This window comes from Candidatus Eisenbacteria bacterium (assembly GCA_013140805.1).
GTDB lineage: Bacteria > Eisenbacteria > RBG-16-71-46 > RBG-16-71-46 > RBG-16-71-46 > JABFRW01.
Genome location: JABFRW010000150.1, coordinates 1 through 14204, shown reverse-complemented (window position 1 = coordinate 14204; position 14204 = coordinate 1). Strand labels below are relative to the sequence as shown.

The 14204-nt window shown below is 67.1% G+C and carries 13 protein-coding genes and 2 pseudogenes; 3 read left to right on the top strand and 12 right to left on the bottom strand.

Annotated elements, in window-relative coordinates; all coding sequences use genetic code 11:
* Positions 1-135: 135 nt before the first annotated feature.
* Positions 136-1056, bottom strand: a complete 921-nt coding sequence (locus HOP12_11825) for a hypothetical protein (protein NOT34842.1) — start codon at positions 1054-1056, stop codon at positions 136-138.
* Positions 1057-1200: 144 nt separating this feature from the next.
* Entirely contained in the window at positions 1201-2436 is a 1236-nt protein-coding gene (locus HOP12_11820) for a dicarboxylate/amino acid:cation symporter (GenBank protein ID NOT34841.1), read from the bottom strand.
* 162 nt (positions 2437-2598) lie between these two features.
* Here HOP12_11820 and pruA point away from each other — a divergent pair, with 162 nt between their 5' ends.
* Positions 2599-4200: an L-glutamate gamma-semialdehyde dehydrogenase gene (gene pruA / locus HOP12_11815; protein ID NOT34840.1), complete on the top strand. Its 1602-nt coding sequence runs from the start codon at positions 2599-2601 to the stop codon at positions 4198-4200.
* Between the two features lie 8 nt (positions 4201-4208).
* Here the strand turns inward: pruA and HOP12_11810 are convergent, their stop codons facing one another.
* The 5 genes from HOP12_11810 to HOP12_11790 all read right to left on the bottom strand — a co-directional run bounded on the left by HOP12_11810 (position 4209) and on the right by HOP12_11790 (position 10264).
* Positions 4209-4877: a hypothetical protein gene (locus HOP12_11810; GenBank protein NOT34839.1), complete on the bottom strand. Its 669-nt coding sequence runs from the start codon at positions 4875-4877 to the stop codon at positions 4209-4211.
* Between the two features lie 105 nt (positions 4878-4982).
* Positions 4983-5801 carry a hypothetical protein gene (locus tag HOP12_11805; GenBank protein ID NOT34838.1) on the bottom strand — a complete coding sequence of 273 codons (819 nt, stop codon included), beginning with the start codon at positions 5799-5801 and terminating at the stop codon, positions 4983-4985.
* A gap of 181 nt (positions 5802-5982) precedes the next feature.
* Positions 5983-7833 (bottom strand): DNA polymerase/3'-5' exonuclease PolX, encoded by a 1851-nt coding sequence (gene polX, locus HOP12_11800; protein NOT34837.1) that lies wholly within the window; start codon positions 7831-7833, stop codon positions 5983-5985.
* Positions 7833-9848, bottom strand: coding sequence for an NAD-dependent DNA ligase LigA (ligA, locus tag HOP12_11795; GenBank protein ID NOT34836.1), 2016 nt, complete (start codon positions 9846-9848; stop codon positions 7833-7835). The genes polX and ligA overlap by 1 nt, the downstream gene beginning before the upstream one ends.
* Positions 9845-10264 carry an EVE domain-containing protein gene (locus HOP12_11790; GenBank protein NOT34835.1) on the bottom strand — a complete coding sequence of 140 codons (420 nt, stop codon included), beginning with the start codon at positions 10262-10264 and terminating at the stop codon, positions 9845-9847. The genes ligA and HOP12_11790 overlap by 4 nt, the downstream gene beginning before the upstream one ends.
* A gap of 100 nt (positions 10265-10364) precedes the next feature.
* Between HOP12_11790 and HOP12_11785 the strand changes: the two genes are divergently transcribed.
* Together HOP12_11785 and HOP12_11780 are read left to right on the top strand one after the other, a co-directional pair.
* Entirely contained in the window at positions 10365-10823 is a 459-nt protein-coding gene (locus HOP12_11785; GenBank protein NOT34834.1) for a hypothetical protein, read from the top strand.
* A complete protein-coding gene (locus HOP12_11780) occupies positions 10820-11335 on the top strand; it encodes a hypothetical protein (GenBank protein NOT34833.1) in 516 nt (171 codons plus the stop codon). The genes HOP12_11785 and HOP12_11780 overlap by 4 nt, the downstream gene beginning before the upstream one ends.
* Positions 11336-11562: 227 nt before the next feature.
* On the opposite strand, the gene HOP12_11775 is transcribed toward HOP12_11780, so the two are convergent.
* The 5 genes and pseudogenes from HOP12_11775 to amrB all read right to left on the bottom strand — a co-directional run.
* Positions 11563-11901, bottom strand: a complete 339-nt coding sequence (locus tag HOP12_11775) for a rhodanese-like domain-containing protein (GenBank protein ID NOT34832.1) — start codon at positions 11899-11901, stop codon at positions 11563-11565.
* Between the two features lie 86 nt (positions 11902-11987).
* Positions 11988-12269, bottom strand: a complete 282-nt coding sequence (locus HOP12_11770; protein NOT34831.1) for a molybdopterin synthase sulfur carrier subunit — start codon at positions 12267-12269, stop codon at positions 11988-11990.
* Between the two features lie 8 nt (positions 12270-12277).
* Positions 12278-12400: pseudogene (locus tag HOP12_11765) on the bottom strand (50S ribosomal protein L21).
* A gap of 6 nt (positions 12401-12406) precedes the next feature.
* Positions 12407-13522, bottom strand: a pseudogene (locus HOP12_11760) (exo-alpha-sialidase).
* A 14-nt stretch (positions 13523-13536) separates the two neighbouring features.
* A partial coding sequence (amrB, locus tag HOP12_11755) for an AmmeMemoRadiSam system protein B (GenBank protein NOT34830.1) occupies positions 13537-14204 on the bottom strand: 668 nt, incomplete at its 5' end.

Genomic DNA, 14204 nt, shown 5'->3' with positions numbered 1-14204 from the left:
GACACGGGCAGCCTCCGAAGAAAGGGATCAGTCGGCGCCGCTCGGTTGCGCGTTGACGGACGTGGCAGCGCCGGGCAAAGCCTGAACCAGCGTCCGCAAGGATGCAAGACCGCGGCGACGCCTCGTCGGAGGCCGTCAGTCGATCCGGACGAACGACCGGCTCATGCCACCCATCGGCGACGCGGCAATCGCGCGATAGACACCGGCGGGCGCCCGGGTGCCGTGGTCGTCGCGGCCGTCCCACACCCACTGCCGCGAGCCTGAGGCGCCCCGGATCAGCTCCCGACGCACCAGCCGTCCCGCCGCGTCGACGATGCGGATCGTGACGTCGGCGGTGACCGGACTCGTGAAGTGAAGCGTCACGCGGCCGCGCGCGGGATTCGGAGCCGGCGGTGCGAGTTCGACCGGGCGATTCGTGGTCGGAGGCCGGCGCACGGGATCGACCGACACTCCGCTTCCGACGAGTTGCAGGTTGTCGACGCCGAAGTCGCCGAAGGCGGTATTCGGACTCATGACATAGGGGGCGAGATCGTGGCGGATGAGCACGACCTGCACGGTGTCGAGCGCCTGCGCGAGCGTCGCGCCGCCGGGCGGAGTGATGATCTGCGTGAAGTCGCCGGGCTGCGTGAGGTCGACGACGTACTCCGCCCATCCGCTCACCGGAGGCACGAACCCGACATTGTGCTGGAACAGGCTGGCGTTCGAACCAACCGAGAGATGGAGCAGGAACGCATCGCTGGTGCCGAGATCGCTCAACGACATGCGCACCGAGGTGATTCCCGGGCGACTCCAGCTCCCGAAGTACTCGGCGCCGTTCGAACGCGTCCCGACGTTCTTGGGAGGGGGTGGCGCGTTCACCCGCAGGTAGCCGCTGCCGCCCACCCCTCCGCTGCCCGGATTCGTGTACTCGAGCTCGAATCCGCCTGTCCAACCGTTGAGCAGTCCGTTGTTCCAGGTTTCCTGGAATCCCACCGTCGGCGCCGAGAGCGCGAGCGGAACGAGCGATGATGAGGCGAGTGCGACGAGACACACGGCGATCGAATTTGCAGCGCGCATGAGAACTCCTGACGAGGGTCGGGGCATCGATTCCAGCCTCGAGAGTCGCATGCGTCGCAGCTGGAGCAAGCGATATTCCAGGAGTTCGAGCAGGTCGAACTTCCGTCGCCGCTGAGTTCGGTCAGGTCGAACAGCGGCAGCGGCTCAATCCGCGGCGAAGGTCCGCGGCTCACCGCGCGATACCACGACGGCGGCGGCGAGGTCTCCAGTCACATTGAGCGTCGTTCGGCACATGTCGAGGAATCGATCGACGCCGAGGATCATGCCGATGCCTTCGGCGGGTATGCCGACCATGCCCAGGATCATGGCGATCACCGGGATCGAGCCGGCCGGAACGCCCGCGGTCCCGATCCCGCCCAGCACGCAGACGAACACCACGCTCACCTGCTGCGCGAGCGACAGCTCGATGCCGTAGAACTGCGCCAGGAACAGCACCGTCATTCCTTCGAACAGCGCGGTGCCATTCTGGTTCGCGGTCGATCCGAGCGTCAGCACGAAGCGGCTCACGTAGGGCGGCAGGCCCAACTCGCGCTCCGCGACCCGCAACGAAGTGGGAAGCGTCGCGTTGCTCGATGCGGTCGAGAACGCGGTCAGCATGGCTTCGCGGATCGCGCGAAAGAACTTGAGCGGACTCATCCCGCCGAGCCACGCGACCGAGATCGAGTACACGACGAACTGATGGATCGCCAGCGCCAGCACGACCGCGAACACGTAGCCGCCGAGCGACCACAGCACCTCGAGGCCGAGTCGCGCGGTGAGCGTGAACAGCAGGCACGCGACTCCGATCGGCGCGATCTGCAGGATCAGATCGAGCAGGCGCATGACGACGTCGTAGAGACCCTGGAGCGCTTCTTCCATTCGTCGCGCGGGCTCCGTGCGTGTCAGCGCGAGTCCGATGCCCAGGAACAGCGCGAACACCATGACCGCGAGCATGTCGCCCTCGACCATCGCCTTGATCGGATTGCTCGGGACCAGGTTGAGGACGAAGTCCACACCGCTCACGCTCGCGGGCGCGGCCGCAGGAGCTCCGGAGTGCGATGCCGCGAGCCGCTCTCGCAATGCGGGGGAGAGGCCGACGCCCGGATGCAGCAGGTTGATGATCGCGACGCCGATCAGCACCGCCACGATCGACACCACCACCGTGTAAGCGAACGTCTTCAACCCGATGCGACCGAGTCGCCTCACGTCGCCGAGGCCCGAAACTCCGAGCGAGAGCGCCGACACGATGAGCGGGATGACCAGCATGAACAGAAGTCTCAGGAACAGCTTGCCGGCCGGTTCGGTGCCGTAGCGAATCACACGCTCGAGCGCCGGAGAGCCCGCGAACAGCGCATTCGCGGCGAGGCCCAGCAGGGCTCCGAGCGCGAGTCCGATCAGCATTCGTATGGCGAGGCCGTGGCGCATGGCGGCGCAGTATGGCGATCACCTCGAGCGGCCACAAACTCCCGCGCGCGAGGCTTCCCGACCTCCATCGCCTCCGCTAGACTGCGCGCGATTCGTGGTTCTGACTGGGCGCGTGGCGCCCGACTCCCGGAGGACCTCATGACGGTGACCCCGTCCCGATCCATCGCGCCGGTCGACTCCAAGTCGCTGCCGGAGTACTCGCCGACGACCTACGTCGACTTCTCCAAGCCCGATCATCGCGCGGCGTTCGAGGCCGCACTCGCTTCGGTGCGCGCCGAGATGGGGAAGGAGTACCCGCTCGTCATCGGCGGCGAGCGTCTGAAGGGATCGGGAACCTTCGACTCCACGAACCCCGCGCATCCGAGCGAGGTGCTCGGTCGCTTTCAGTCGGGGACGGTCGAGCAGGCGAATCGCGCGATCGACACCGCGTTCGATGCCTTCCGCACCTGGAGCCGCGTGCCGGCGGCCGAGCGCGCCGCGTATCTCGTCGAAGCCGCGCGCCGCATGCGCGAGCGCCGGCACTGGTTCTCCGCCTGGATGGTGCTCGAAGTGGGAAAGAGCTGGGGTGAAGCCGACGCCGACACCGCCGAAGCGATCGACTTCATGGAGTTCTACGCGCGCGAGATGCTGCGCTACGACGCACCTCATCCGATCCATCAGATGCCGGGTGAGAAGGACACGATGGTGTACCTGCCGATCGGGGTCGGCGCGGTGATCCCGCCGTGGAACTTCCCGCTCGCGATCTGCGTCGGCATGACCACCGCTGCGATCGTGACCGGCAATACCGTGGTCGTGAAGCCGGCGAGCGACACGCCCGCGATCGCGTGGCAGTTCCATCAGCTCATGGAGGAAGTCGGGCTTCCGCCCGGCGTGTTCAACTTCGTCACCGGAGCCGGCGGCGTGGTCGGCGATACGCTGGTGCGCCACCCGAAGACCCGCTTCGTGAGTTTTACCGGCTCCAAGCCGGTGGGCATCGGCATCAACAAGCTCGCGGCCGAAGTGCAGCCGGGGCAGATCTGGCTCAAGCGCGTGGTCGCGGAGATGGGCGGCAAGGACGCGATCCTGATCGACGACGAAGCGGACCTCGACGCCGCGGCGCTGGGTGTGGCACAGGCGGCCTTCGGCTTCGGCGGTCAGAAGTGTTCGGCGTGTTCACGCGCGATCGTGGTGGACAAGGTGCACGATGCATTCGTCGCGAAGCTCATGGCGGTGATGCCGACATTCATCAACGTCGGCGATCCCGCGGCCTACGGTACTTATCTGGGACCGGTCGCCAGCGAGCGCGCGATGAAGACGATTCTCTCGTACATCGACGTCGGGAAGACCGAGGGCAAGCTGCTCACCGGCGGCGCGCGCGTCACCGGGGCCGATGGCTGGTTCGTGCAGCCGACCGTGTTCGACGACATCGCGCCGACCGCGCGGCTGGCGCAGGAGGAGATCTTCGGCCCGGTGCTCGCGATCATCCGCGCGAAGGACTACGACGACGCCCTGGCGATCGCGAACAACACCGAGTTCGGGCTCACCGGTGCGGTCTATACGAAGAATGCCACCAAGCTCGAGCGCGCGCGGCACGAATTCTTCGTCGGTAACCTCTACCTCAACCGCAAGTGCACGGGCGCCATGGTGGGCTGCCATCCGTTCGGCGGCTTCAACATGAGCGGGACCGATTCCAAGGCCGGCGGGCGTGACTATCTGCTGCTGTTCCTGCAGGCCAAGAGCATCGCCGAGAAGATCGGGTAGCGCGCGGTCTAGCGGTAAATCGTCTTCAGCCGACCCCAGCTTGCATCACGCGTCGGCGTCCGCGCATCGCACGTGTGGCCCGCGTGCGCGTCGTACACGGCGATGTCGCCGGCATCCGTGTTCGTATCGCCGTCGGAGTCCAGGTCCGCAGTGACGTCGTAGAGCGCGACACTCTCCTTCGCCACCAGTTCGAGCGCGTCGGGATTCGAGAACACCGACAGGCTGCCATTCTGATCGGGCGAGGCGGCGCCGCGCTGGCCAAGACTCACACCGTCGGCGCGAATCTCGACCGCGCTGCCCACGCACACGCCGCCCGCGCGAAGGAAGAACGTGACCACGCCCGCCGCGTTGGTGAGTGCCGCAACGTGCCCGGGTCCGATCGGCGTGATCCCGGGTCCCGGATCGCTCGGGCAGAACCGCACCGGGACGTCATTCGGGTAGGCGGCCGGAACGCTGCACGTCGAGAAATTCAGCTCGACGAAGCTCCCGACCACCGGATTGTTCGCTGCGTCGCGCACGACCATGGTGAACGGGATGTCCGCCTGAGGGCACACGACGATGTTGAGCGGGATCGTAGTGTTGAGCGGCGAGGGTACGCCGGCGAGTGCACGGGTCGGGGCGGCGCACACGCAGAGGAGCGCGAGGGCCAGGCAGGAGTTCGAACGAAGCGAGCGCATGACGACCTCCGAGAGAGAACCGTGATGGTGCGGCGGCGTGCCGCGCGAACGAAAACCGACCGCGTGCCGGGCGCGGTCGGTTTCGAAACCGTGATGAATCCGCGACTAGCGGTACGAGACCTTGAGACGGCCCCAGGTCTTGCCACCGATCGACGTTGCGATTTCCGCAGGCAGCCGGAAGATCAGGAACTCGTTGTTGTCGTTCGGGAGATTTGGCGCCGCTCCGATGCGGAACGGATCCGTGATGCTCAACGGGTCCGGGTTGTACCACATCCAACGAGCGTTGTTCAGAATGTTGCAGACGATCGGGAAGTTGCCCGCCGCGGAGTCATTCAGTTCTCCGATCGCGAGTACGCCGATGGTTCCCAGCGAACCTCCGGTGGGTCCCACCCAGCCGACGCTCGAATTCACGCCGCCCGAGTTGGAATTTGCCAGACCGATCTGAGTGGTGACCGTGGCGAGCGACGGAACACTCGACCCGGGTCCGCAGTCGGGATCGATGTCGAGACCAGTCGCGAAGACCTGCCAACCCTGCTGGCCGGTGCGCACGATCGTCGATCCATCGGTGAAGTCACCCAGGACGCCCTGAGTCACGCCACCATCGCTCCAGGTGACGACATAGAGATACTCACCGGAGAGCGCCGGCACCCCGAGATAGGCCTCGGGTCCCGGTCCGCACGAGAAGATTTCAGACGACAGACAGTTCTCGACCCCGCCGAACAGTGAGGTCGGTCCTGCAGCCGGACCGTAATCGAAGACATAGGCATTGTCGGCGGTGATGTTGACGTCCACCGCGAGCGCGCGCGTCGAGAATCCGAACACGAGCGCGAGTGCGAGAACCGGAGTCAGGACGCGCGCACCGGCACTGCGCACCGATGCGACGATGAAGCCGAACTTCGAGAACGAAGGAATCAGTGGGATCACCTGCGGCCTCCTTCAACCTTGGAGAGGAGTGATCAGGATGCTCGGGGGCGGTCCGGCGGCCACCGCAGAGCAAAAAGCCCGTGAAGGCGAGCGAAGCGCTGACGCGCCGTGCCTCACGGGACGATTTGGATACTGCGGCGGTGCCGGGGGAGCGTCAACGCATTTCGCCGCCGTTTCGAAATTACTTCGCGGACCGCTTGCGGGTCGGTGCCGCCGATTTCGCACGCCCCGCAGCCTTCGGCTTGCCCGCCTTCGATTTCGCCGCCTTCGGGACCGCGAGCTTTGACGGGGCGACGCCCTTCCCGGGCGTGGCGGTTCGGCGCTTCGCAAGCCGCTCCTCGAGCTTCGCGAACGGCATGGTATTGAGAATCGCGTTCTTCGAAAGCCCGGCACGCCGCGCGGTGAAGACGCCGTAGCGCATCAGCTCGAGCTGCGAGGTGGCGTGCGCGTCGGTGTCGATGACGAACGAGCAGCCGAGTGCCGCCGCGCGGCGCGCGTTCACGTCGTCGAGGTCGGTGCGGTCCGGCTGAGCACTCAGTTCCATCGCAACCCCGCGCGCGGCCGCACGCTCGAACACCGCATCGAGGTCGATCGCCACGGCGTCGCGCTGACCGATGCGGCGCGCGGTCGGGTGACCCATCGCGGCGACCGCGGGGTGATCGAGGGCTCGCAGCACGCGCGACGTCATCTCGTCGCGCTCCATACCGAGACGCGTATGCAGCGAGATCACGACCCAATCGAGCAGCCCGAGCGCTTCGTCGCCCAGATCGAGCGACCCGTCACCGAGAATGTCGACTTCGAGGCCGTGCAGCACTTCAATGCCCGGCACGGCACGACGCACCGCCTCGATCTCCGCCACCGACTTCGCCACGCGTGCGTCGTCGAATCCGCGGGTCATCGGCAACACTTTCGAGTGCTCGGTGATCGCGACGTACTCGAGCCCGCGATCGCGAGCGGCTTTCACCATGGCCTCGAGCGTGTCCTTGCCGTCGCTACGGGTCGAGTGCATGTGCAGGTCGCCGCGGATGTCGTCGAGCTCGATCAGCTTCGGGAGCTTGCCTGCGGCGGCCAGCTCGAGCTCGCCGTTCGACTCGCGAAGCTCGGGCGGAATCCAGGCGAGCCCGAGCGCCTGGTAGATCTCTTCCTCGGTGCGACCGGCGATCGTGCGCTCGCCCTTCGTGAGCCCGTATTCATTGAGCGACCATCCCTTGTCGATCGCCCTCTTTCGCAACTCGATGTTGTGCGCCTTGCTGCCGGTAAAGTAGAGCAACGCCGCGCCGAAGCTCGCATCGGGAACGTGGCGAAGGTCCACCTGGAGGCCGTTTCGCAATCGCACCGACGACTTGGTGTCGCCGCGGCCGAGCACGTCGACCACGTCCGGGTGCGTGACGAACACCTCCATGACGGTTTCGGCGCGACCTCCGGTCGCGAGCACATCCAGATCGCCGATCGTTTCGCGCCGCCGCCGGAACGAACCCGCGAGTTCCGCGTGATGGACGCCCTTCACTGCCTTCACGCGCGCCAGCAACTCGTGCGCGACCCCCCACGCACCGGCCATGAGCATGCGCCCGCTCGACTGCTCAGCGGTCGCGAGCGCCTTGAGCACGTTCTGCTCGACCTTCTCGCCGAAGCCCGGGAGGTCGCGCAGCTTGCCGGCCTTCGCGGCCGCCTCGAGCGTCGCGCGATCCTTCACCTTCAGCTCGGTCATGAGCGTCTGCACCCGCTTGGGGCCCAGCCCCTGCAACTCGGTGAGCGCCACCACCTCGAGCGGAATCCGCAGCTTGAGCTCGTCGAACAGTTCGGTCGAACCGCTCGCGACCAGGTCGCGAATCTTCTGCGCCAGGTCCTTGCCGATGCCCTTGAGCGCCTCGAGCGCGCCGGCCTCGGCGGCGAGCGTCGCCACCGGTTGCGGGAGCGAGCCCACGATGCGGCCGCCCTCGCGATAGGCGCGCACCCGGAACGGATTCGCGCCGTCGATCTCGAGCATGGTGGCGAGCTGTTCGAGCACGCGTGCGACGTCCTGATTGTTCATCACTTCCCTCCGACGCGCTTCAGAAACGCCGCCTCGTCGATCACCTTGAGCCCCAGCTTGTTCGCCTCATCGAGCTTGGAGCCGGCGCCGGGCCCGGCGATGACCAGTGTGACCTTCTTGCTGATCCCCGAGGCGATGCGCGCCCCGGCCGCTTCCGCGCGACGAGCCGCTTCGGGTCGCGCGAGCTGCTCGAGCGTCCCTGTGAACACCACGGTCTCGCCCGCCAGCGGCTGTGGACCGGCAGGGCGCGCGGCGGCGACCGGACGCACGCCGAGTTCGCGCAGTGACGCCAGCACCTTTCGATTGCGCGCGCCGCCGAAGAAGCTCGCCACCGCGTGGGCGACCTCAGGACCGATGCCGTGAATGCTCTGCAGCCGCGCTTCATCCGCATCCGCGAGCTTCTCCAGGCCGCCGAACTCCTCGGCCAGCACCTGCGCCACGGTGCTCCCGACGTGGTCGACGCCGAGCGCGAACAGAAAGCGATCGAGGCGTGGCTTCTTGCTCGCCTCGAGTGCCGCGATCAGATTCTCGATCGACTTCTCCGCGAAACCTTCGAGACTGGCGAGGTCGATGGGGGTGAGGCGATAGAGGTCGGCGAGGTTTTTGACCAGCCGCTGGTCGATCAGCTGCTTCACCGTCTTGTCGCCGAGTCCGGTGATGTCCATGGCGCCGCGTGCGCAGAAGTGGACGATGTGACCGTGCAGCTGTGCGGGGCACGCGAGGCCGTTGGTGCAGAGGTGATTCGCGCCGATCTTCTCGACCGGCGCGCCACACACCGGACACTTCGACGGCAGCTCGAATCGTTTGGTGCCGCGCGGGCGCTGGTCCATGAGCACTTCGACGACTTCGGGAATCACGTCGCCGGCACGACGGATGCGCACCGTGTCGCCGATGCGGACATCCTTGCGATCCAGTTCGTCCTGATTGTGAAGCGTCGCTCGGCTCACCGTGACGCCCGACACGTCGACCGGCTGGAGCATCGCGACCGGCGTGAGCTTGCCGGTGCGACCGACCTGGACCGCGATGTCGAGCAGTTTCGTGACCTCGATGCGCGGCGGAAACTTGAGGGCGACCGCCCAGCGCGGGCTACGCGACTTCATGCCGAGCTGCGCCTGCCAGTCACGCCGATCCACCTTGATGACCACGCCGTCGATCTCGTACGGCAGACGATCCCGCTCCGCGGCGAGCCGCGCGTGAAAGTCGGCCGCTTCGCCGATGGTGCGGCAGTGCTCGACCCGCTCCTCGACGTGAAAGCCCCACCCGCGCAGCGCCGCGAGCATGCCACGTTGGCTTTCGAACTCGAGACCTTCCGCGAAGGTGACCTCGTAGGCATAGAGGTCGAGTCTGCGTTCGGCCGTGACCTTCGGATCGAGCTGGCGCACCGTGCCGGCGGCCGAATTGCGCGCGCTCGCGAACGGCTCTTCGTTCGCTTCGACGAGGCGCTTGTTCAGCGCTTCGAATTCCGCGAGCGGCATCAGCGCTTCGCCGCGCACCGCCATGCGGCCGCGTGCCGCCGGCACGCCTTTGGCAGACGCGAGGCGCAAGGGCAGTGCCCGGATCGTGCGCAGGTTTTCGGTGATGTCCTCGCCGGTCTCGCCGTCTCCGCGCGTCGAACCGAGCACGAAGGTGCCGTCTTCGTACACCAGCTCGACCGACAGGCCGTCGAACTTGGGTTCTGCCACGTAGTCGACCTGCTCCCGCTCGAGCAGGCGTTTCACGCGCTCGTCGAACTCCTCGATCTCCTCGCGCTCCATCAGCGAGTCGATCGAGCGCATCGGAGCGAGGTGTTGGACCTTCCTGAACGCGGAGCGCAACCCGCCCGCGACACGCTGGCTCGGTGAATCGGGGCGGCGCAAGTCCTGAAACTGCGCTTCGAGCGCGAGCAGCTCGCGCACCAGCTGGTCGTAGGCCGCATCGGAAATCTTCGGCTGGTCGAGCAGGTAGTAGCGGCGATCGTGCTCGCGGATTTCGTCACTGAGCGCGGCGATCCGCCGAGTCGCCTCGGCGCGGGTCATGCGCGGGCGGGTCGCGCCACGATCGCGCGCAATCGTGCGATCTGCGCGTCGCTCATCGGCATGACGCTCAGGCGCGTGTTGCGGACCAGTTCGAGGGACTTGAACACCGCGTCGCCGCGAAACTCGGCGAGCGAGACGGGTCGCGCCAGCTTTTCGACCGGCTCGAGATCCACGACCACCCGGCTCGGGTCTTCGAGCTTGGGGTCCGGATAGGCGGCCTTGGTCACGCGTGCGATGCCGATCGCGGCACGGTCGTCGCCGGAGTGATAGATCACCACCAGGTCGCCCTTCTTGGCGGTGCGCAGATGGATGAGCGCGAGCGCGTTCGAGACGCCATCCCAGGTGGTGTGGCGGTCGCGCACCAGGTCGGCGAACGAATAAGTCGAGGGTTCGGTCTTGAACAGGAAGGTCGGCACAGCGTCACGCTACGCAAGCTGTGCGGAGGGCGCAACTCTTCGGGCGGCGGTCGCGCCTCGATGCTTGTCCGCCGCCGCTCGCGTGCCCTAGTCTGCGCCCATGTCGCAAGAACGCCGAAAGGAACCGCGCAACCCTCGCGCCACCTTCGATTCGCTCGCCCGCGAGGCGATCGAACGCTGCGTGCCCGAAACGCGTCAACCCACGGCGAGCTGGCATCAGGCCGTGAATCACGCTTGGGTGCGCTGGCCGATCGAAGGCGGTCGCTGGCGATTTCTCGCGCTCATGCGACACCTCGATTGGATCTCGGGCGAGGTCGGCTTCGCCAATGATCCGGTCGACATGCAGGTGTTGGCGCTTCATCCCGGGTCGACGGGGGACGAGGGTGGTGGAGCGCGGGCGCGACTTGGCGATCTGCTGGGCGAGGGCGACCGCTGGTGGCGTGGAGGCGCGCGCGAACACGAGCTGGTCGAGCGACTCGAGTGGATGGCGCTGCAACTCCACGTGAAGGGCCCGTCCTACTTCCATCATCATCCGCTCGTCGCGCGGAGTGAGCGATGAGCGGCGAGGCGACCCGGCGCGAAGCGACGGCGCGCGAGTCGCTGGAGCGCGCGTTCGGCGAGTCCGCGCATTGCAGCGCGTGCGCTGCGGCGGTCGCGGACTATCGTGTGGTCGCGCTGTTCCTGCACGAAGGCGTGGTGGTGCGAGCGTATTGCCGCGCCTGCTACGACGATGCACTGGCGGGTGAGTACGGCGCGCGCGGCGAGGGGCTGCTGCTCGACTACGACGCGTTCGTCGAGCGGTTCGGCGCGGCAGGTCCGCGACCCCGCGTGAGTCCCGTGGACCGCGCCTTGTTCGGACTGATGCGCGATTCGAATCTGGCGAGCCTGACTCCCGCGACCGAGTGTCTCGCACGTCGCCGCGGCACGGCGCCCTACCGATTCGCGGCGACGTTCGGCGCGCCCGGGCACGAGACGCGCGCGACCTTCGAACTCACCGCGGAGGGTCGGATGCAGCAACTCACCGGCGACGCGTCCGCGCAGGAGCGGGTCCAGCGGGCGGTCGAAGGCTAGCGCACGCCGTCGCGCTCGGGCTCGAGAGGCGCAAGCTTCAGCCACGGTTTTTCGCCCGGCGACGATTCGAACGGCAGCCGCGAGAGGTCGAGATCGACCTGCGGACCCAGCTCGTAGACGTTTCGGTAACCGTAGGTGTAGAGCGTGATGTAGGTCGACAGGTTGAGCGAGGCCGGCGCGAGCTTGGCCGGAAACGGTCCCTCGGCGTTCGTGAAGTTGTTGTTGCATTAGATCAGGATCCGCGTGTTCTTGTCGGGGATCAGGCGTGCGAGGCTCTCGACGGTGAGATCGGGGAAGCTCAGCGACATCGCGCCTTTCACGTGCAGCTCGTCGAACTTCTCGCGGCTGCGCGCATCCAGCACCAGCGTGCCGGGCTCGAGCATCATGCGCAGGAACTCCGCTTCGCTGACGCGCCGCGACTCGCGGTGTCTGGCGACTTCGCGCGCGATACGAAGGTGCGCATCCATGTCGATCGCGGGATTCGCGATCTCGGGGCGGGCGAGCGGCCGAGCGCCGACAATTGTCAGCAGCGTGAGCAGGATCAGGACGAGCGCGCGTGGACGCATGATCGAATCTCCTTCATCACCGGTGAAGTGATGCTCGCGCGCGACGCGCGCACGAGCCGGGCCCGGTCCGGTTCGCCGTGTGGCGACTAGCCGCCGCTCACGGCCGGAATGATCGAGATCGCGGCCCCGGAAGGTATCGGCGTGCCGAGGCCCCCGGTGCATCGAATGTTCTCGTCGGTCACGAAGACGTTCACGTGCGGGCGCACCTCGCCACGCTCGGTGACCACCCGGTCGCGAATGCCCGGGTGGCGGTGCCACAGCAGGTCGAGAGCCTCTCCGACGGTGGCGGGAGAGGCCTCGATCCGCACCCGACTCGCGCCGTCCGAGAATTCGGTCAGCATCGACGGGATGAAGAACTCGATCGCCATCGCTAGCGCTTCCGGCGCGCAGCCGCACGCTTCGGCGTGGCGGCGCGCTTGGGTTTTGCGGCGCGCTTGGGTTTTGCGGCGCGCTTGGGCTTTGCGGCGCGCTTGGGCTTCGCCGCGCGTTGCGCTCTCACTTCGCCGATCACTGCCGTCTTCACGCACACGATCGGCGGCAGTCCGTCGGCGAGCGACTGCCAGTGGGCCCCGCCATCCGGAGAGCCCCACACCGAGCCGCTGCGCGTTCCGAAATAGACTCCCGCCGGATTGAACACGTCGGCCGCCATGGCGTCTCTCAAGACCGTCTCGTGCGCGCCGCTCTGCGGCATGCCTTTGCCGAGCGGCTCCCACGAGCCGCCGCCATCACGGGTGCGGTAGACCCTCAGCTGTCCCTCGGGTGTGCAGCGGTACCGGTCGGACTCGATCGGCACGATGTAAACGGTCTCGGGATCGTGGGGATGCATGGTCATGGCGAAGCCGAAGTCGCTGGGAACGCCGTTCGCGATGTCTCGCCACGAGTCGCCGGCGTCGTCGCTGCGATACAGGCCCCAGTGATTCTGCAGGAACAGTCGCTCCGGCCGCGACGGGTGCCGTACCACCTTGTGAACGCACTGACCGAATTCGGGGTGCTTGCCCGGAAGGAAGTCGGCGCGCACGCCGTGATTGCGCGCTTTCCAGGTGCGTCCGCCGTCATCGGTGCGGTAGTGGCCACCGGTCGAGATCGCGACGTGCATGCGCTGCTCGTTCGAGGGATCGAGCAGGATGGTGTGCAGACACAACCCGCCGCCACCAGGCTGCCACTGCGGCCGGTGCGGATGCTCGAACAACCCGCGCGACAGCTCCCACGACTCTCCCGCGTCACGACTCACGAACAACGCCGCAGGCTCGACGCCGCAATAGAGGGTGTCGGGCTCGCTCGCGCGACCCGGTGCGAGTTGCCAGATCTGTTGAAGCGAGAGTTCGGTGTCGGCGGGGAACTTGACGTTTGCGCTCTCGGGATGGGTCCACGAGTGACCGAAGTCGTCGCTGTGATGAATCACGGAGCCCCAGTGCATGCTGCTCGCCGCCGCCAGCAGGCGCTTGCGTCCATTGCGCCCGTCGTAACACGCCGCGTAGACCGCATGACCCGGAAAGTGCGGGCCGCCGATCTCCCAGCGCCGGCGCGCAGAGTTGGAGCGCAACACGAACAGCCCCTTCATGGTGCCGACCAGCACGAGCACGTCGCCGTTCTTCACCTTGAGCTGACGGGTCGCGACCATCGAATCCTCCGCAGTTAGGGCCACACCGCCGCAGCCACGGTGACGACCGTGCCGTCTTCCTCGGACGAAGCTTCATAGTGCAGCAGTCGGCCGGGACCCGGCACCGCGCCGCGCAACATGGCGTAGGTCGCCCCCCAGCCGCACACGCGCGTCGAATCGGCGTGCGAGGCGATCGTGTCGTACCAGCCTTGCGCTTCGCCTCGCAGTGCGGCCTCGAGTGCCGCGCGATCCTTGAGTTCGACTTCGCTCAGAATGCGCGGGTCCGGTGTCGGATCCCCGAAGCGAGGGCCGACATGCGACAGGTCGATGCCCGCGACGTGAAGCGTCGGCCCGCCCAGGCGAGCCTCGGTCTCTCGCAGCGTGCCGAGCAGGGCCTCGAGTGGAGCCACCTCGGCGGGTGTGCGCCCGGACTCGAGTATCGCGTGGAAGCCGCCGAGCAGAATCGGAACCAGTCGGATCGGCCGCTCCCCAAGCCAGCGCTTGAGATACAGGAGCTGGAACTCGATCGAGTGTTCGTCGCGATGGACCAGTTCGCCGTGATACGCGATGTCACCGAGCGGCGCCGCGAGCGCGTCCACGAACTCGGTGTCGCAGGCGACCGGCCCGAACGGTGTCTCGAAGGCCTTGCGCGTGAGCGCGAGCGTGTCGCCCCACAATTGATGACCGACGCCATACACGATGA